Genomic DNA, 17,587 nt, shown 5'->3' with positions numbered 1-17,587 from the left:
GCGTTTTCGTGGGCAGATAAGTCGACGCAACCCGCCTCGCTCTCCACGTGCGGGGCAGGCTTTCGCCAGAAAACGCTATTGGTTATTTCGGCAGGACGGCGTGGAACACCGACTTCGCCGCCGACAGCATGTCGTCGGCGACGCTGGTGTGCTCCTTGGCCATCGGCTCGGCCGCCTCGGCGCGCAGATCGAGCGGCGGCCGTACGAGCGGAATGTCGGCCGGCGGGGTCGGACGACTCGGGTCGCTGATTCCGGCATAAGGCGGCTTCGGCTGCGACCCCTGGTCGAGCGCGTCGCCTGCCGGGCTCGCTGGCGTCGAGACCATGATCGGCGGCGGCAGCGGGCGTAGCGCCGGCGCGGTCACGACACGGGGGGTGTCGGGAACGCCCGCTACCTCGGGCGCACGCGGTGCATCCGGCGTACGGGCGGCCTGCTGCGCACGGGGCGTATTGTCGCTGCTGCCGCGCAGGCGCTCGATCGCGGCCCGGGCGAGATCGTTGGCGTCGCGGTGCTCATCGGGTGCAACCGCGGCTTCAACCGGCGGCGCGGGATTTGGCGTCACCGCGACCGGGGCCGGGGCCACGGCAGGCGTAATGGGCTGCACGGGCGACGGAAGCACGACCCTGACGGCCGTCTTTTCGCGCGGCGCCGGCGCGTGACGGCGCGGTTCGGCAGGAATGCTGGCGGTCTCAGCCGGCGCGTCGGCCGGCTTTACATCGGCGGGTTTTGCTTCAGCTTTTTCTTGAGCTTTTTCTTGAGGCTTCTCGATTACCACGGCCTTTTCGGAAGCCGACCGCTCGAGCAGCGTACGTTCCGACATGCCCTTGGCTTTCACGCCGGCCTCGGGGAGGTTGCTGACCTCGGTGGGCTTTTCGACCGGCTTGCTGTCGGCGGTGGCCTTGAGATTGGCCTTGGAATCGTTTTTGGGATCGGCGGCCGACACGGCCGCGGCGACAGGGGCGTTGGCCCCCGGTTTGCTCACGATGTAATGGTTGACGATGTAGGCCCCGATAATCGTCGCTGCCACCGACGGCAGGATGTCCATCGTAAATTTCTTCAGGTAATTCAGCATTGCCGGCCACTCCCCGCCGCTATTTGATGCTGGAACTTTGAGGCACATTGAGGGATCAACTGCGACGGATCGATGGCAATTGCCCGGTCGCCGCAACGTTTCGTGTCACAGACGTTTCGATCAGCTTAAGATGGGCGGTTAGGATAGCCGGTCGGGCGCGGCCGTAACCGGCCTGATCCCCTGGAAGTCGGAACGGCTCGCCGGCCCGCCAAAGCCCAACCTGCCGTGTTCCGTACGGACAAGGCGCGGAACCGCGGATGCCCGATTGGTTACGGTTTCAGCTCGACCTCCAGGAACACGATTTCGCTTGCCGTTTCGTTGAGCACGTCGTGTTCCACGCCGGCTTTCCGGAAATAGGATTTACCGACGCCGAGCTGCGCTTTCGAGCGTTCGCCGTTGGGCGCCACGATGGTCATTTCACCCGATGTCACCGGCACGATCACGTAATCCATCCCATGGGTGTGATGGCCGGTGGCGCTGCCCGGCGCCAGCCGCCACTCGGTGACGCGAACCTCGGGGGTGTCGACCTGAACGTCGGATTTGGCGCTGAGCATGGTTTGGTTCACTCCAGGGAACTACGGCAAGCAATTACGGCAGGTAATTACGGCACGAATACCAGGAACACGAATACGGCAAACACCACCATATGCACCAGCCCAAACAGGATGTTGGTGCGCCCGGTGCCGAAGGTGAGCATGCTGATGATGAAGGTCAGTACCAGCAGCACCGTCTCCTGGGCGTCGAGTCCCAGCACCAGCTGCTTGTCCAGCGCATAGGCGGCCACCGCGACCGCCGGGACCGTCAGCCCGATGGTCGCCACCGACGAGCCGAGCGCGAGGTTGATGCTCTTCTGCAGGTCGTTCTTGCGGGCGGCGCCGACCGCCGCGACGCTCTCCGGCAGCAGGATCAACAGCGCCACCAGCACACCGGCGAAGGCCGGCGGCGCGCCGATCATCGCGGTGACGACATCGACCACGAGCGAAAATTTCTTCGCCAGCAGTACGACCGCCAGCAGTGAGACCAGCAGCAGCCCAATGCTCAGCGCCAGCATGCCGTTCGACAGCGGCGCTCCGTCATCCCCGGCACCGGCCTTCCCGCTGATGAAATAATCGCGATGGCGGATGGTCTGGGTGTAGAGGAACACGCCGTAGAGAAGAAGGGTGACGACGCTGACGAAGCCAAGCTGGGCCGCCGAATAGACCGGCCCCGGCGTCGTCAGCGTATGATTGGGCATGATCAGCGTGATGGTCGCCATCACGAACAGCACGCTGAGATAGACGTTGGCGCCGGAGACCTGAACGTCCTGCTCGCGGTAGCGCAAGCCCCCGATGAAGATGCAGATGCCGACCAGGCCGTTGCACACGATCATGACGACCGCGAACACCGTGTCGCGCGCCAAGGTCGGCACCGGCTTGTCGCCGAGCATGATGGTCGCGATCAGCGCGACTTCGATGCTGGTGACCGCCAGCGTCAGCAGCAGCGTGCCATAGGGCTCGCCGATCCGCTCGGCGATCATCTCGGCATGATGGACGGCCGCAAACACAGTGCCGAAAATGATCGCGAGCAGCACCGCCGCGAACGCCAGCCCGCCGGCCGACGGCGCGAACGTCAGTCCGAGCGCGCTGGCGACGACAAAAAGCAGCACCGCCAGTGCCGGAAAAATCCATGCCGATCGCGGCATCGGGCCGTGTGCGCTCATGCAACCAAATCCTCAAAATCCTGCGCGCGGACTATGCGCCAAACAATCGCGGCCGTCAGCTTTTCGCTGCATTGATGAATTGTCGCGCTACCTCACTCGCGCCAAAACTGTCCAGATCGTTGTGGCCGCCTTCGGGGAAGCGGACGAACTGCTTCGGTTCGTGCGCCAGCGCGAACAGCCGTTCGCCAAAGGCAATCGGAATCGTGGGATCGCGCGCGCCGTGCATGATCAGGAGCGGCGCTTTGACCCGCGCGATCCGCCGGTCGGAGCGAAAGGAATCCAGCATCACCAGCCGCACCGGAAAAATCCAGAACGCCGCGGCGGCGACGTCCACGATCGACGTATAGGGCGCCTCAAGGATCAGCCTGCCAACCGGTTGTTCGGCCGCCACCGCCACCGCGACACCGGTGCCGAGCGAAAAACCCCAGACCACAATCCGGTCCGCGCTATAGCGCGCCGTCGTGAAGGCATAAGCCGCCGCGGCATCCGCGAGCACGCCGCGTTCGCTCGGTTTTCCGCTCGAGCCGGCATAGCCGCGATACGACAGGGCAACGATGCCGGTCCCGTCCGAGACCAGATCGCGAAAGCGGCCAAAGAAACCGGCGAGATAATCGCCGTTGCCGTGGAAATAAAGCACCACCGGATGACCCGGCTTCGCCGGCACATGCCAGACGATGACCTTCTCGCCATCGGCCGTGGTCAGGATATGCTCTTCGGCTTCCGGAAAGCCGGCCGCTTCCGGCGAGGTGCGCGCCGTTTGCGGGACCGGAAACAGGAACGCCCGCTGCACCAGGAACAGCACGGCCAGACCGCAGGCATAGCCGACCGAAACGATGATCAGCAGCCATTTCAGGGCGGTCATGATTTCCCGTCGGTGGGTTACATCGCCTTGACGATGTTCTCGGTGACCTTCTTGGCGTCGCCGAGCAGCATCATGGTGTTGTCGCGATAGAACAGCGGGTTGTCGATGCCGGCATAGCCCGAGGCCAGCGAGCGTTTGATGAACATCACGGTGCCCGCCTTCCACACCTGCAGCACCGGCATGCCGTAGATCGGCGAGGATTTATCGTCCTCGGCGGCGGGGTTGGTGACGTCGTTGGCGCCGATCACGAAAGCAATGTCAGCCTGGGCGAATTCGGAGTTGATGTCCTCGAGCTCGAACACCTCGTCATAGGGCACGTTGGCCTCGGCGAGCAGCACGTTCATATGGCCGGGCATGCGGCCTGCGACCGGGTGAATCGCGTACTTCACCTCGACGCCTTCCTTCTTCAGCGTGTCGGCCATTTCACGCAGCGCGTGCTGGGCCTGCGCCACCGCCATGCCGTAACCGGGCACGATGATGACTTTGGAGGCGTTCTTCATGATGAAGGCGGCGTCGTCGGCCGAGCCGAGCTTGGCCGGCTTCTGATCGCCGCTGCCGCCACCTACTGCCGCCGTCTCGCCGCCAAAACCACCGAGGATAACCGAGATGAAGGAACGGTTCATCGCGTGGCACATGATGTAGGACAGGATCGCACCGGACGAGCCGACCAGCGCGCCGGTGATGATCAGCGCGGAATTGCCGAGCGTGAAGCCGATGCCGGCCGCGGCCCAGCCGGAATAGGAGTTCAGCATCGAGATCACGACCGGCATGTCGGCGCCGCCGATCGGGATGATCATGAGCACGCCGAGCGCCAGCGCGATGATCGTGATCAGCCAGAAGTCGAGCGCGCTGCCGGAGAGCACGAGGCCGACGATGAAGAACACCAGGGCCAGGGCCAGGGCGATGTTGATGATGTGGCGTCCGGGCAGGATGATCGGCGCGCCGCTCATGCGGGCCGACAGTTTCAGGAACGCGATCACCGAGCCGGTGAAGGTCAGCGCGCCGATGGCGACGCCGAGCGACATTTCGACCAGGCTCTGCGCATGAATGTTGCCGGGGGTGCCGATGTCGAAGGCTTCCGGAGCATAGAAGGCACCGGCGGCGACCAGCACCGCGGCCATGCCAACCAGCGAATGGAACGCGGCGACCAGTTCCGGCATCGAGGTCATCGGCACCCGCCGCGCGATCACAGCACCGATGCTGCCGCCGATCGCGATGCCGGCCACGACCAGGATCCAGGACATGGCGTCGGACGGCGGATGGCTGGCGAGCGTGGTCGCGATCGCGATCACCATGCCGATCATGCCGAAGAAATTGCCCTGCCGGGATGAGGCCGGACTGGACAGCCCGCGCAGCGACAGGATGAACAACACACCCGCCACGAGATACAAAACTGCAGCCAGATTGGCGTTCATCTCAGGTCCCCCTTTATCTTCGTCACCCCGAGGTGCACGCCGCTCACTTGGCCTTCTTCTTGTACATCGCCAGCATGCGCTGGGTGACAAGGAAGCCGCCGAAGATATTCACGCTGGCGAAGATCAGGGCGATGAAGCCAAAGCCGCGCGCCCAGCCGCTGCCGCCACTGACCATGCCGACACCGCCCGCGAGCAGCGCGCCGACCACGATCACCGAGGAGATCGCATTCGTCACCGACATCAGCGGGGTATGCAGCGCCGGCGTCACCGACCACACCACGAAATAGCCGACGAACACGGCGAGGACGAAAATCGACAGCCGGAACGTAAAGGGATCAACGACTTGGGCTACATGCTCCATGGCTTCTCTCCTCAGGCCTTCGGCTGGAAATTCGGATGGATGACGGCGCCGTCCTTGGTCAGCGCGGTGGCTTTCACCAGTTCGTCGTCCCAGTTCACCGCGAGCGACTTGTTGGGCTTGTCGATCAGGGTCTCGATGAATGAAAACAGGTTGCGGGCGTACAGGCTCGACGCCGATGCCGCGACGCGGCCGGCGACATTGGTGTAGCCGACGATCTTGACGCCGTCGGCGTCGACGATCTCGCCGGGCCTGGCGCCCTCGACATTGCCGCCGCGCTCGACCGCGAGATCGACCAGCACCGAACCCGGCTTCATCGACTTGACCATCTCGCCGCTGACGAGTTTCGGCGCCGGGCGCCCCGGGATCAGCGCCGTCGTGATCACGATGTCCTGCTTCTTGAGATGTTCGGCGGTGAGCGCGGCCTGCTTGGCCTGATACTCTTTCGACATTTCCTTGGCGTAGCCGCCGGCGGTCTGGGCGTTCTTGAATTCCTCGTCCTCGACCGCAAGGAATTTGGCGCCGAGACTTTCGACCTGCTCTTTGGTTGCGGGCCGCACGTCGGTCGCGGTGACGACGGCGCCGAGCCGCCGCGCGGTCGCGATCGCCTGCAGGCCGGCGACGCCGACGCCCATCACGAACACTTTGGCGGCAGGAATGGTGCCGGCCGCAGTCATCATCATCGGAAACGCACGGCCAAAGGCTTCGGCCGCTTCGATCACCGCGCGGTAGCCGGCGAGGTTCGCCTGCGACGACAGCACGTCCATCACCTGGGCGCGGGTGATGCGCGGCATCAATTCCATCGCAAACGCCGAGACGCCGGCATCCGCGATGGTTTTCAGCGCGGCCTCATTGCCGTAGGGATCCATGATGGCGATGACCAGCGCGCCGCGCTTGTACTGGGCAAGCTCGCTGGCCTCGGGCCGCTTCACCTTGATGATGATGTCGGCATCCTTCAACGCGTCCGCGCTGACGGTAGCGCCGGCCGCGGTGAATTCCGAATCCGGCAGGCCCGACTTGAGCCCAGCGCCCGGTTCGACCGCGATATCGACGCCCAACGCCTTGAACTTCTTGATGGTGTCGGGGGAAGCGGCGACCCGCGGCTCGGATGGATCGATTTCCTTGGCAACGGCAATCTTCATGGGGCCTCCGGCGGCGCGAGGGGCGCGCGCACAATCAAACTAGCGTTATTTTCGCCAGCTTGGATACCGGTTTCGCAACCGGATGAGATGCAATTTTTCGGATCGCCGCCGGATCCGGCGGCGCGGCCAGCGATGGATCAAGTGAGAAAGAAGCCCATCAGGGCGACGATGATGACGACGGCGGCAGTGCCGTATTTCACCAGCATGATGAAACCTTCATAGGTCTGCTCATGGGCCGGATAATCGTTGCCATCAGCGGTCGTGTAGGCCACTTCGTTATGCTCTGCCATCGGTATCCCCAGTCAAAGTTCGAAATCTGGCGTCGAAATACCGCAAAGTGGTTCGGAGGGCAACGCCGGGCGAGCCCGTATTGGCTACTTATCGGGTCATTCGGAAGGCCAATTATCCCTGATCCAGCGGGTCAGGCTCGCCTCGCTCACTTCGCCGGCGGCAAGGGAAAAGATCATGGCCGCCGCCTCCGCTTCAGGCACGATAAAATCAACGCCGTTCACGCCCAGGAAGGTGTACAGCGCCAGCAGCGAGGTGCGCTTATTGCCGTCTACAAACGGATGATTGCGCGCGATCCCAAAGTCATAGGCCGCCGCCAGTTCGGGCAGCTCAGCCTGCTCACAGGACCACCTGTTTTTCGGCCGATCGAGAGCAGATTCGAGCATGCCCTCGTCTCGCAAACCGCTTGCGCCACCGTGGATCGTGAGTTGCTCATCGTGGATCGCAACAATCATTTGGCGGGTGAGCCAAAACGGCTCGGTCATTTGGCAAGCTCGGCCAAGGCATTGTGGTAACGCTTCATGCCACGCCGCGCGACTTCCATCGCCTTCTCGAAATCCGGATCGTGGGGAGTTAGTCGAACTCCACCGTCGGGCGTAAGTGTCGCATAAAGCGTATCGCCAACGCTGACATTCATTCGAGCCATTACATCCTTCGAGAGGATAATCCCCGAAGAATTGCCAATCTTCTTGATCTCGACTGTTCCGATTAATCGGCCACGGGTATCAGGCGCAATTTTCGATCGTTCGCTCATGGCCAAATCTCCGTTATACGGAATGTATAACGGAATTTACCTCTCCGTTCAACAGATGTTTTACGCGGGAACCCTCAGCCCATCGCCTCCAGTTCGTCGATCATCCCCGAAATCACCGACAGCCCGCCGTCCCAGAATTTGGGGTCCTTGGCATCGAGCCCGAACGGCTTGAGCAGTTCGGAATAATGTTTGGTGCCGCCGGCGGCGAGCATGGCGAGGTAGCGCTCGGCAAAGCCGTCGGAGGCGTTCTCGTAGACCGCGTAGAGCGAATTCACCAGGCAATCGCCGAACGCATAGGCGTAGACGTAGAACGGCGAGTGGATGAAGTGCGGGATGTACATCCAGAAATTTTCGTAACCCGGGCGGATGTCGATCGCAGGGCCCAGGCTCTCGCCCTGCACGCTGAGCCAGATCTGGCCGATCCGCTCGGCGGTCAGTTCGCCGTTCTTCCGCTCGGTGTGAATCGCGCGCTCGAACGAATAGAACGCGACCTGCCGCACCACGGTGTTGATCATGTCCTCGACCTTGCCGGCGAGCAGCGCCTGGCGCTGCTTTGAGTTTTTGGTCTGCGCCAGGAGCCGCTTGAAGGTCAGCATTTCGCCGAACACGCTGGCGGTCTCGGCCAAGGTCAGCGGCGTCGGCGCCATCAGCGCTCCATTTTTGGCCGCCAGCACCTGATGCACGCCATGGCCGAGTTCATGCGCCAGCGTCATCACGTCGCGCGGCTTGCCCTGATAATTCATCAGCACATAGGGATGCGCCGAGGGCGTGGTGGGATGCGAGAAGGCGCCCGGTGCCTTGCCCGGCCGCACCGGCGCGTCGATCCAGCGATCGGTAAAGAACCGTTCGGCGATATCGGCCATCTCTGCGGAAAAGCCGCGGTACGCGGTGAGCACCATGTTGCGCGCCTCGGGCCAGGCGATGGTGCCGGTGGCCGCGAACGGCAGCGGCGCGTTGCGATCCCAATGCGCGAGCTTCTTCTTTTTGAACCAACCGGCCTTCAGCGCATAATAGCGATGCGACAGTTTTGGATAGGCCGCGCGAACCGAACCGACCAGCGCATCGACCACCTCGCGCTCGACGCGGTTGTTCAGATGCCGGGAATCGGCGACGTCCTGGAAACCGCGCCAGCGATCGGAAATCTCCTTGTCCTTGGCGAGCGTGTTGGTGATCAGCGCAAAGGTGCGCTCATTGTCCTTGAAGGTTTTTGCCAGCGCCTGGCCCGCCGCCTTGCGCTTTTCCGGCGCGCGGTCCTGCAGCAGGTTGAGCGTCGGCTCGATCGCCAGTTCTTTTCCCGAGACCTTGAAGCGCAGGCCGGAGATGGTCTGGTCGAACAGCCGGTTCCAGGCGGCATAGCCGCTCTGGGATTTTTCGTGGAACAGCTGCTCGACGCGATCCTCGAGCTGATACGGCTTGTCCTTGCGCAGATCCTCGATCCACGGCCGGTAATGCCCAAGCTCGGGCGTCTGCAGCGCGCGTTCGATCACGCTATCGTCAACACGGTTGAGTTCGAGCGCGAAAAACAACAGATGCACCGACGCATTGGTCATCCGTTCGGCAACGTCGCCGTAGAATTTGGTGATGGCGGGATCGACGCTGTCGCCGGCATGAATAAGGCCGGCATAGGAGCCGAGCCGGCCGGCGAGATCGTCGATCGCCTCATAGCGCCTGACCGCTTCGGCCAGCCATTTGCCGCCGTCTTCTTTTGCGGTGTGTTCCGCAAGCTTGCCTTTGTAGTCGGTCTCAAACGCGACGCAATCTGCATCCATCTTTTGCAAATCACGCGTAACTTCCGGCGCGTCGATACCGGAATAGAGATCGGCCAGATTCCATTCCGGCAATTTGCCCGGCTTGGTTGCAGATTTGGCCGCGGGTTTGGTCGAAACTTTGGACAAAGCTTTCTTGGCGGTGGATTTGCGTTGAGCGGTCGACTTGCGGAGAGCTGACGAGGAGCGCGAGGTCATCTTGTTCGAAACCTGTGTTCAATCAGAGAAGCTGCGACGGTGGAATGAAAGCGGGACGGCAAGGTTTAAGAGGGCGTTAATCGGCATCGGCGACAGTGCCCCGATTCGAGACAGATAGTCGTAACGCGCGGGGAAAACCATGGCTGCCTCCATTTTGATTGCCGACGACGACGCCGTACAGCGCCGTTTGGTTGAAAACATGGTGCAGAAATGCGGTTACGAGGCCGTCGTCGTCGCCAGCGGCGACGCGGCCGTAGCCTTACTGACTGCACCGGACGGCCAGGAGATCGACGCCGTGGTGCTCGATCTGGTCATGCCCGGCCTCGATGGCCTCGGCGTGCTCGCAAAAATTCGTGAAGCCGGCCTGAGCGTCCCCGTCATCGTGCAGACCGCGCATGGCGGCATCGACAATGTAGTGTCCGCGATGCGCGCCGGCGCCCAGGATTTTGTAGTCAAGCCGGCCAGCTTCGAACGGCTGCAGGTGTCGCTGCGCAACGCGCTCAATACCTCGGCGCTGAAGGGCGAATTGCAACGCATCCGGCACAGCCGCGAGGGCCGGCTGACCTTTGCCGACATCATCACCCGCAGCGAAACCATGGCCGCCGTGCTGCGCACCGCGCAGAAGGCGGCCTCTTCCACCATTCCGGTGCTGATCGAGGGCGAATCCGGCGTCGGCAAGGAATTGTTCGCCCGCGCCATCCACGGCAGCGGCGAGCGCAAATCAAAGCCGTTCGTGGCGGTCAATTGCGGCGCGATCCCCGACAATCTCGTGGAGTCGATCCTGTTCGGCCATGAGAAGGGCGCCTTCACCGGCGCCACCGAACGCCACATGGGCAAATTCGTCGAAGCCACCGGCGGCACGCTGTTTCTCGACGAGGTCGGCGAATTGCCGCTGGCCGCCCAAGTGAAGCTGCTGCGCGCGCTGCAGGAAGGCACGGTTGAAGCGGTCGGCGGCCGCAAGCCGGTGAAGGTCGACGTCCGCATCATTTCCGCGACCAACCGCAAGCTGCTCGACCTCGTCAAGAACGGTCAGTTCCGCGAGGATCTGTTCTATCGCCTGCACGTTTTGCCGCTGACGATCCCGCCGTTGCGGATGCGCCGCGAAGACATCCCGCATCTGTTGCGGCATTTCCTGGCGCGGTTTTGCGCCGAAGAAAATCGCACCATCACCGGCATCAGCGGCGAGGCGATGGCGCATCTTTCGCAGCTCGATTGGCCCGGCAACATCCGCCAGCTCGAAAACACCGTGTATCGCGCCGTTGTCATGAGCGAGAGCGACCAGCTTGGCCTGGCGGATTTCCCGCAAGCCGCAGCCCACAATGTTCCGGACGGTCATGTCCAGCACAGCGAACCCCTGATCGTTGGGCCTTCGACCGCGCCGGCCATGGGTTCCGGTATTGAAGTACCTATGACGCCCCTCGCGGCCGTGGGCAGCCTTGCGATGCTGACCAGCGCCGGCGAAGTGCGGCCGCTCGAGGAGATGGAGAACGAGATCATCCGGTTTGCGATCTCGCATTACCGCGGCCAGATGTCGGAAGTCGCGCGGCGGTTGAAGATCGGCCGCTCGACGCTCTATCGCAAACTCGACGAAGCCGCCGCCGACGATCCGGCCGAGGGCGGCGCGAACACCACAAGTTGAAGCGGTTGCGCGATTGTGGCGGTCCGGCGGCGACGCGCTGAGGTCGAGGAACATCTCGCTTTCCAGAACATTTGAACCGTGGCTTGCCGGTGACAGACAAACCTCCTGGAGCGTGGCAAAACCGCGCAACCTGAATGCAAGTGTGTGTGTTCGAGGTCAGTTTGTCGTGAGTTGCCCCGCATGGCGCTGGCTGCATGAGAGGGGCCCATGTATCGTCTGCGTTTGAAGCGTTGCGTCACAAGCGTACCGACTTTTGAACGATCAGGCCGGCGCTTTCGCGCAAGCTGTGATGGACGATGACCAACGACTGTTCCATGCCGGGGCAGTTTCGCCCAAGGGGGTGTGACGATGCGTGACTGTTCGAAGAGCCGTGCTGGATTTGACCGCGTGCTGATGGCCGTCGCGGCAACCTTCCTCACGGTGACCGCGACCTCTGCCCTGGCCCAGGATACGCCCCACGCCAGCGCCGCAGAACTCGCGATCGATGCGGCAATCCCGCGTCCCGAACCGGCAAACGTCCCGCCGCCCACCGCAAGTGATTTCAAGATCGACACTACCGCATTGGTGCCAGACGCCGGCAAAACGGCAGAACCCAAAGCGACTGAAGCGACTGAGAAGGCGCCAGAGACGAAAACCACCGAGAAGTCAGTCGAGCCCAAACCAACCGAAACCGCTACCGCTCCTGCGCCAGCTCCCAAAGCAAGCGACACCGCGACCGTAACGCCCGCGGCCGCTCCGGCTGCGACCGCTGTCGCGCCGGCCGCCGAGCCGGCCAAGGAGCTGGTGAAGGCTGCCAGCAATGTGGCGCCGGAAGATCAGCCGGTCGCCGACAAATTGCGCGAAATGCTGGGCGGAAAATCGCTGCGCTACTTCGATCGCAAGGCCGAGCGCGCCGCCGTCGAGAAATTCTATGGCGCCCGCGAATACGCGCCCGTTTGGACCCAGGCCGGCAAATTGACCGACAGCGGCAAGGGCGTCGTCGCGCGCCTGAAGGATGCCGCCGCCGACGGCCTCAATGCCGCCGACTACCCGGTGCCGGATTTTGCCGCCGCGACTTCGCCGGACGCGCTGGCCGACGCCGAGATGAAACTGACCGCCAGCATGCTGGACTATGCCCGTCAGGCCCAGAGCGGCCGGATGCACTGGTCGCAGGTCTCGGCCGACATCCTCTATCCGGAGCATCCGACCGATCCGGCGGAAGTGCTGGCGCATGTGACGACGGCCAATGACGCTTCCGCAGCGCTCGATGGCTACAACCCGCCGCACAAGCTCTACAAGGAATTGAAGGCCAAGCTCGCTGAACTGCGCGGCCAGGGCGAAGGCGCGGCGATCCAGATCGCCGACGGCCCGGCGCTTGTCTTCAAGCCCGGTACCAAGAAGCAGCCGGCCGTGGCGCCGGAAGATTCGCGCGTGCCGCAGCTGCGGGCCAAGCTCGGCGTTAGCGAAAACGCTGATGACACGCATTACGACGCCAAGGTCGCCGAGGCCGTGCGCAAGTTCCAGGAAGGCGCCGAACTGAAGGCGACCGGTGTCCTGGACGACCGTACCGTCAAGGCGATCAACAGCCCGAAGCGCGACAGGCAGATCGACACCGTGATCGTCAACATGGAGCGCTGGCGCTGGCTGCCGCGCCAGCTCGGCGCGTCATCGATCGGCAACGCCTATGTCATCCTGAACATCCCGGACTATACGCTGAAGGTGATGCAGAACGGCGGGCAGGTCTGGACCACCCGCGTGGTGACCGGCAAGCCGGGCCAGCACGCCACCCCGCTGCTGACCGAGACGATGAAGTACATCACGGTCAACCCGACCTGGAACGTGCCGCCGTCGATCGTTTACAACGAATATCTGCCTGCCCTGCAGCAGGACCCGACCGTCCTGCAGCGTATGGGACTAAAGCTTGAGCAGAATCGCGACGGCTCGGTCCACATCTCGCAGCCGCCCGGCGAAGCCAATGCGCTCGGCCGCATTCGCTTCAACTTCCCGAACAAGTTCCTGGTCTATCAGCACGACACCCCGGACAAGAATCTGTTTGCCAAGGAAGATCGCGCCTTCAGCCATGGCTGCATGCGGGTGCAGAATCCGGATCAATACGCCTCGGTGTTGATGAACATCGAGCAGCCGAACGACCGTTACACGCCGGAGAAGATCCGCAGCATGTATGGCTCGAGCGAAATCGACCTGAAATTCGCGACGCCGATCCCGGTGAACATCACCTATCAGACCGCCTTCGTGGATGATGCCGGCAGGCTGCAGATCCGCAAGGACGTCTACGGCCGCGATGCCACCATGCTGTCGATGCTCAAGGGCGGCCGAAGCAAGGATCTGGAAAACGTGATGGCGCATTCGCAGCCGAGCTACGGTGGTGGCGGCCGTCCAATCCTGCCGGCCGGCGTCAGCTTCGCCAGCGACAACAGCTCTTCCGGTCCGTCGTTCTTCGAGCGGCTGTTCGGCGGCGGGTCGCCGACGCCCCCGGCTCCGGTTGGCCGGCGCCAGCAGCCGCGGCGGGTGATCACCCGTTAACCCCTCGCTGGTCGCGGACAGCCTGAATTTTTAAACAAAATCAACGATTTTGCCCGCTGGGCGAGATCGTTTACGTTAACCATTATCGGTCTCGGTTTCGGCACCGGGCACTTTTTCGCCACACTCGACGGGTTAGGTTAAGCCTAACTTGGGAGGCGGGAAGGTAAACTTCGGTTAACCCTCTCGCTTTAAGAAAGCGTTCATCCTCTTTCGCTGGGGTTTTTGCGGAAGAGCTCATTGATCGCTCGTCGACTGGGTGGGCTCATAGTGCTGGCTGTTCTCGCACGCCAATTCAATCCGCTGTCGCTACCGAAGGCCGGATATCAAATCGGCCTGACTTCCCTGTTGCTCCTCGCCGGAGCCGGGTCGGTGCACGATGCGACCGCGCTGAACGAGACCCGCACGCTTTCCTTCCATCACACCCATTCCGACGAAGACCTGACCGTCACCTTCAAGCGTGACGGGCGCTACGACGAAGAAGCGCTGAAGCAGCTCAATCACTTTCTCCGCGACTGGCGCAGCCAGGAACAGACCACGATGGATCGTCATCTGTTCGACATCCTCTGGGAAGTCTACCGCGACGTCGACGGCAAGAAGCCGATCCAGATCATCTCCTCCTACCGCTCCCCCGCCACCAACGCCATGCTCCGCCGCCGCTCTTCGGGCGTGGCCCGCTTCAGCCAGCACATGCTCGGCCACGCCATGGATTTCTACATCCCGGACGTGCCGCTGGAGCAGATCCGCTTTGCCGGGCTCAGGCTGCAGCGCGGCGGCGTCGGCTTCTATCCGACCTCGGGATCGCCGTTCGTCCATCTCGATACCGGCAGCATCCGTCACTGGCCGCGCATGAACCACGACCAGCTCGCCCGGGTGTTCCCGGACGGCCGCACCGTGCATGTTCCCTCCGATGGCAAACCGCTCAAGGGCTATGAGCTCGCGCTGGCCGACATCGAAAAGCGCGGCGATGACGCCGCGACCGTGAGCAAGCCGAGCCTGTTTGCAAGACTGTTCCGGGGCAAGTCGAGCGACGACGACGAGGAAGCCGGCGCTACCGCTGTGGCCGACAAACCGGCACCGGCGACCGTCGTGGCTGCCGCCGCATCCGCAAAATCCGCCGATGCCAAGCCTGCCGACGCCGTACCGATGCCGCGCTCTAAGCCGCAGGTCACAGCGACCCTGCAATTGGCCTCGGCCGACGCGCAGATCGTCCCGGCGCCGAAGTCCGGGCCGGAGACCAGGCAGGCTGCTGCGGACAAGGCTGAGCCGCAACCGCAGAGCCCGGCCGACATCATCAACGCCCGCGGCTTCTGGGGCGACATCCCCGCCGCGCCGAACCAGGCGACGCCGGCGCAGGTCGCCGCCCTCAACGCCCGCGCGGCCATCGGCGCCGCCGATCCGCAGCCGACCGCCAGCGTTTCCGAGGCTTTCAAGAGGGCGCTCGCCTATGCACCGGCCGCCACCTCGCCGGTCGACCGCGCCAACGTCGTCGCGGCCTCCGCGGCGATCCCGCACAGCGTCCGGCCGACGCACAATGCCGCCGCCGCGACCGAGATCAACACGGTCGTCGCCAAGGGCCCGCAGGGTCAGGGCAGCGTGATCTCGACATCGACCCGGATATCGGCCGCCAAGGGCAACGATGTCTGGATGCGAGTCGTGATGCTGGCGCCGAGCGCGAGCGACGCGATGTCGACCACGGTGATGGGCGATACCGACATGACCCTGATGCGCGCCTTCTTCGTCAAGCCGCAGGCCTCGATCGCGATGACGTTCTCGGACGATCCGATGATGGGGATCGTCTGCGACCGCTTCACCGGATCGGCCACCGCCAAGCTCGCGACCCAGTCGTTCGTGCTGCGCACCGCGTCGCTGCGCTAAGCCCTGCTGCTTCCACACAGTCTGAATCGTCGTCGCGAAAGCAGGAATCCATACGACGTGTTCTGTCGTTGGCGCACGGTGTCGGACGCCCCCCTGCGCCGCCTGCCGGCGCCCAAGACAATGTCCAGGACAATTTCATTTTCCTTCCGCGTTTCCGCACCGCGGCGTCAGGCCGGCAGGCCCGCCTTGAGGAGACCGGCCTGATGACGCTCGCGGTCGACTTCGCGCTTGTAGTGCTGGGTGCCCAGGTAGGCAGCCGTCGAGAATTTCGGCTCGTGCTTTAGCGTCTCTGCCGCGTGCGCGGTGGCCGCTACCGGGTTGCCCATCTGCGCGAACGTGGCCGCGAGGAAGGCATGATGCGTGTGGTCAGGCCGCGTGATCCGCGAAAAGGCCTCGGCGGCTTCGGCGTATTTCTCGGCGCAATAGCAGGCGCGCCCGAGGTGGCTCCAGAAGCGCTCCGGATGGTAGGGGTTGAGGCGCATCGCCTTCTTGATCCAGTCGATGCCTTCCTCCGGCCGCCCCAGCCAGGTCAAGAGCTCGCCCTGCTGCACGACAACGAGGTCGTAGTTGGGGTTGAGCGCGAGCGCCCGCTCCTGGTGATACGCGGCCTTGTCATGGTCGTCGCGGTTCAGATTCAGTGCGGCGAGAATCCGGTGCACGTCGCTGTCATTGTCGTCGAGCGCCAGCGTTATCTCCAGCTCCGCCGCCACCTGCTGGAAGGTGGCATCGCGATCGGCGCACCAGTCATAGACCCAGGTCTGGCCCAGTACGCATGCCTTCCAGGCGTGAGCATGAGCATAGTTCGGGTCGAGCGAGAGGGCACGCTCGAGCAGGCGCTGCGCCTCGGCGTTGTCCTCCCGTGTCGAGCGGTGGTGCCGAATCTTGGCAGCCAGCACGCACTCATAAGCCGCCATACTGTCGGTCGGCTTGCGTTTCGCGCGGTCGTGCGTGGCGGCCTCGACCCGGCCGGGGAGCGTCGCGACGATTGCGCGGGTCATCTCGTCCTGGATCGCGAAGATATCCTCGAGCTCGCGGTCATAGCGCTCGGCCCAAATGTGCCGGTCGGTCTCTGCGTCAATCAGCTGTACGGTGACACGGATGCGACTACCTGCTTTTCGCACGCTCCCTTCCAGCACGTAGTCGACGCCGAACTCGCGCGCGACCTCCTGCACGTTCACCGCCTTGCCCTTGTGCACGAAGGTTGAGTTGCGCGAGATGACGAGCAGGTCGTGGAAGCGTGACAGCTCCGTAATGATGTCCTCGGTGAGGCCGTCCGCGAAGAACTCCTGCTCCGGATCGCCGCTCATGTTGGCGAGCGGCAGCACGGCGATGGACGGCTTCTTGGAGAACGCTGCCGCCGCCGCAGCATGCGTCGCACCCTCTGGCAAGGCTTTTGGATCCGCATCGAGCCGAATCCGGAAGACACGGATCGGACGGGCGATGTTCTTGACACTCTGGTCCCCGAGATCCTCGAATGCGACGTCGTCCAGCCGGTTACCGACCTGATCGCGCACCGCGCCCGAGATACAGATGCCACCCGGCTCGGCAAGCATTTCGAGCCGCGCCGCCACGTTGACGCCGTCGCCAAAGATGTCGTTGTCCTCGACGATCACGTCGCCCAGATTGATGCCGATGCGGAACTGGATCCATCGCGCCGGCGCGACGTCCGCATTGCGCCGCGCCATCCGGCGCTGAACCTCGGCCGCGCACAGGACGGCGTCGGCGACGCTATGGAATTCGACCAGCATTCCGTCGCCGGTGGTCTTGATGATGCGGCCGTGGTTCTTCGCGATCGCCGGATCGATGAGCTCGATCCGATGGGTCTTGAGACGCGCAAGGGTACCCGTCTCGTCAACCTCCATGAGTCGGCTGTAGCCGACCATGTCGGCGGCAAGGACCGCTGCGAGCCTGCGCTCTGGTCCAGGCACGTCCATCTCTACGGTTCCTTGACCGAGCAGATGGCCGGCAGTCTAACAGATGCGAGGCCGTTGCCCAA

The 17,587-nt window shown here is 63.5% G+C and carries 15 protein-coding genes; 3 read left to right on the top strand and 12 right to left on the bottom strand.

Going from position 1 to position 17,587, the window contains the following annotated elements; genetic code table 11:
• Positions 1 to 82: 82 nt before the first annotated feature.
• From V1289_RS29125 to V1289_RS29075, 11 genes are all read right to left on the bottom strand, one after another.
• Entirely contained in the window at positions 83 to 1,072 is a 990-nt protein-coding gene (locus V1289_RS29125) for a hypothetical protein (protein ID WP_334401005.1), read from the bottom strand.
• 269 nt (positions 1,073 to 1,341) lie between these two features.
• Positions 1,342 to 1,626, bottom strand: a complete 285-nt coding sequence (locus V1289_RS29120; RefSeq protein WP_074273218.1) for a cupin domain-containing protein — start codon at positions 1,624 to 1,626, stop codon at positions 1,342 to 1,344.
• A 47-nt stretch (positions 1,627 to 1,673) separates the two neighbouring features.
• Complete coding sequence (locus tag V1289_RS29115; RefSeq protein ID WP_334401003.1) at positions 1,674 to 2,771, bottom strand: calcium:proton antiporter; 1,098 nt, start codon at positions 2,769 to 2,771, stop codon at positions 1,674 to 1,676.
• A gap of 55 nt (positions 2,772 to 2,826) precedes the next feature.
• Entirely contained in the window at positions 2,827 to 3,633 is an 807-nt protein-coding gene (locus tag V1289_RS29110) for an alpha/beta hydrolase (protein ID WP_334401001.1), read from the bottom strand.
• A gap of 17 nt (positions 3,634 to 3,650) precedes the next feature.
• Positions 3,651 to 5,048 (bottom strand): NAD(P)(+) transhydrogenase (Re/Si-specific) subunit beta, encoded by a 1,398-nt coding sequence (locus V1289_RS29105; protein ID WP_334400999.1) that lies wholly within the window; start codon positions 5,046 to 5,048, stop codon positions 3,651 to 3,653.
• A 43-nt stretch (positions 5,049 to 5,091) separates the two neighbouring features.
• Entirely contained in the window at positions 5,092 to 5,409 is a 318-nt protein-coding gene (locus tag V1289_RS29100; RefSeq protein ID WP_309179824.1) for a proton-translocating transhydrogenase family protein, read from the bottom strand.
• Between the two features lie 11 nt (positions 5,410 to 5,420).
• On the bottom strand, positions 5,421 to 6,548 hold the full coding sequence (locus V1289_RS29095) for a Re/Si-specific NAD(P)(+) transhydrogenase subunit alpha (protein ID WP_334400997.1): 1,128 nt from the start codon (positions 6,546 to 6,548) through the stop codon (positions 5,421 to 5,423).
• Positions 6,549 to 6,685: 137 nt separating this feature from the next.
• Positions 6,686 to 6,838 carry an aa3-type cytochrome c oxidase subunit IV gene (locus V1289_RS29090; RefSeq protein ID WP_074273212.1) on the bottom strand — a complete coding sequence of 51 codons (153 nt, stop codon included), beginning with the start codon at positions 6,836 to 6,838 and terminating at the stop codon, positions 6,686 to 6,688.
• A 96-nt stretch (positions 6,839 to 6,934) separates the two neighbouring features.
• Positions 6,935 to 7,321: a type II toxin-antitoxin system death-on-curing family toxin gene (locus V1289_RS29085; RefSeq protein WP_334400994.1), complete on the bottom strand. Its 387-nt coding sequence runs from the start codon at positions 7,319 to 7,321 to the stop codon at positions 6,935 to 6,937.
• Positions 7,318 to 7,590 (bottom strand): AbrB family transcriptional regulator, encoded by a 273-nt coding sequence (locus tag V1289_RS29080; protein WP_334400992.1) that lies wholly within the window; start codon positions 7,588 to 7,590, stop codon positions 7,318 to 7,320. The genes V1289_RS29085 and V1289_RS29080 overlap by 4 nt, the downstream gene beginning before the upstream one ends.
• A gap of 74 nt (positions 7,591 to 7,664) precedes the next feature.
• Entirely contained in the window at positions 7,665 to 9,554 is a 1,890-nt protein-coding gene (locus V1289_RS29075; RefSeq protein ID WP_334400990.1) for a M3 family oligoendopeptidase, read from the bottom strand.
• 139 nt (positions 9,555 to 9,693) lie between these two features.
• Between V1289_RS29075 and V1289_RS29070 the strand changes: the two genes are divergently transcribed.
• The 3 genes from V1289_RS29070 (at position 9,694) to V1289_RS29060 (ending at position 15,591) form a co-directional block, all read left to right on the top strand.
• The gene (locus V1289_RS29070) at positions 9,694 to 11,193 is read left to right on the top strand and encodes a sigma-54-dependent transcriptional regulator (protein WP_334400988.1); all 1,500 of its coding nucleotides are present in this window, start codon (positions 9,694 to 9,696) and stop codon (positions 11,191 to 11,193) included.
• A 348-nt stretch (positions 11,194 to 11,541) separates the two neighbouring features.
• The gene (locus tag V1289_RS29065; protein ID WP_334400986.1) at positions 11,542 to 13,716 is read left to right on the top strand and encodes a L,D-transpeptidase family protein; all 2,175 of its coding nucleotides are present in this window, start codon (positions 11,542 to 11,544) and stop codon (positions 13,714 to 13,716) included.
• Positions 13,717 to 13,983: 267 nt separating this feature from the next.
• Positions 13,984 to 15,591 carry a DUF882 domain-containing protein gene (locus V1289_RS29060; protein ID WP_334407725.1) on the top strand — a complete coding sequence of 536 codons (1,608 nt, stop codon included), beginning with the start codon at positions 13,984 to 13,986 and terminating at the stop codon, positions 15,589 to 15,591.
• Between the two features lie 167 nt (positions 15,592 to 15,758).
• On the opposite strand, the gene V1289_RS29055 is transcribed toward V1289_RS29060, so the two are convergent.
• The gene (locus V1289_RS29055; protein WP_334400984.1) at positions 15,759 to 17,525 is read right to left on the bottom strand and encodes an adenylate/guanylate cyclase domain-containing protein; all 1,767 of its coding nucleotides are present in this window, start codon (positions 17,523 to 17,525) and stop codon (positions 15,759 to 15,761) included.
• Between the last annotated feature and the right edge of the window lie 62 nt (positions 17,526 to 17,587).

The organism is Bradyrhizobium sp. AZCC 2289, from assembly GCF_036924615.1.
Classification (GTDB): Bacteria; Pseudomonadota; Alphaproteobacteria; order Rhizobiales; family Xanthobacteraceae; genus Bradyrhizobium.
The sequence above is the reverse complement of the archived record's forward strand: the minus strand, read 5'-3'. Positions and strand labels throughout refer to the sequence as shown.

Excerpts from the sequence above, each read along its gene's own strand:
- V1289_RS29125 (WP_334401005.1), bottom strand. The coding sequence starts at position 1,072 with ATGCTGAATTACCTGAAGAAATTTACGATGGACATCCTGCCGTCGGTG.
- V1289_RS29120 (WP_074273218.1), bottom strand. The coding sequence starts at position 1,626 with ATGCTCAGCGCCAAATCCGACGTTCAGGTCGACACCCCCGAGGTTCGC.
- V1289_RS29115 (WP_334401003.1), bottom strand. The coding sequence starts at position 2,771 with ATGAGCGCACACGGCCCGATGCCGCGATCGGCATGGATTTTTCCGGCA.
- V1289_RS29110 (WP_334401001.1), bottom strand. The coding sequence starts at position 3,633 with ATGACCGCCCTGAAATGGCTGCTGATCATCGTTTCGGTCGGCTATGCC.
- V1289_RS29105 (WP_334400999.1), bottom strand. The coding sequence starts at position 5,048 with ATGAACGCCAATCTGGCTGCAGTTTTGTATCTCGTGGCGGGTGTGTTG.
- V1289_RS29100 (WP_309179824.1), bottom strand. The coding sequence starts at position 5,409 with ATGGAGCATGTAGCCCAAGTCGTTGATCCCTTTACGTTCCGGCTGTCG.
- V1289_RS29095 (WP_334400997.1), bottom strand. The coding sequence starts at position 6,548 with ATGAAGATTGCCGTTGCCAAGGAAATCGATCCATCCGAGCCGCGGGTC.
- V1289_RS29090 (WP_074273212.1), bottom strand. The coding sequence starts at position 6,838 with ATGGCAGAGCATAACGAAGTGGCCTACACGACCGCTGATGGCAACGAT.
- V1289_RS29085 (WP_334400994.1), bottom strand. The coding sequence starts at position 7,321 with ATGACCGAGCCGTTTTGGCTCACCCGCCAAATGATTGTTGCGATCCAC.
- V1289_RS29080 (WP_334400992.1), bottom strand. The coding sequence starts at position 7,590 with ATGAGCGAACGATCGAAAATTGCGCCTGATACCCGTGGCCGATTAATC.
- V1289_RS29075 (WP_334400990.1), bottom strand. The coding sequence starts at position 9,554 with ATGACCTCGCGCTCCTCGTCAGCTCTCCGCAAGTCGACCGCTCAACGC.
- V1289_RS29070 (WP_334400988.1), top strand. The coding sequence starts at position 9,694 with ATGGCTGCCTCCATTTTGATTGCCGACGACGACGCCGTACAGCGCCGT.
- V1289_RS29065 (WP_334400986.1), top strand. The coding sequence starts at position 11,542 with ATGCGTGACTGTTCGAAGAGCCGTGCTGGATTTGACCGCGTGCTGATG.
- V1289_RS29055 (WP_334400984.1), bottom strand. The coding sequence starts at position 17,525 with ATGGACGTGCCTGGACCAGAGCGCAGGCTCGCAGCGGTCCTTGCCGCC.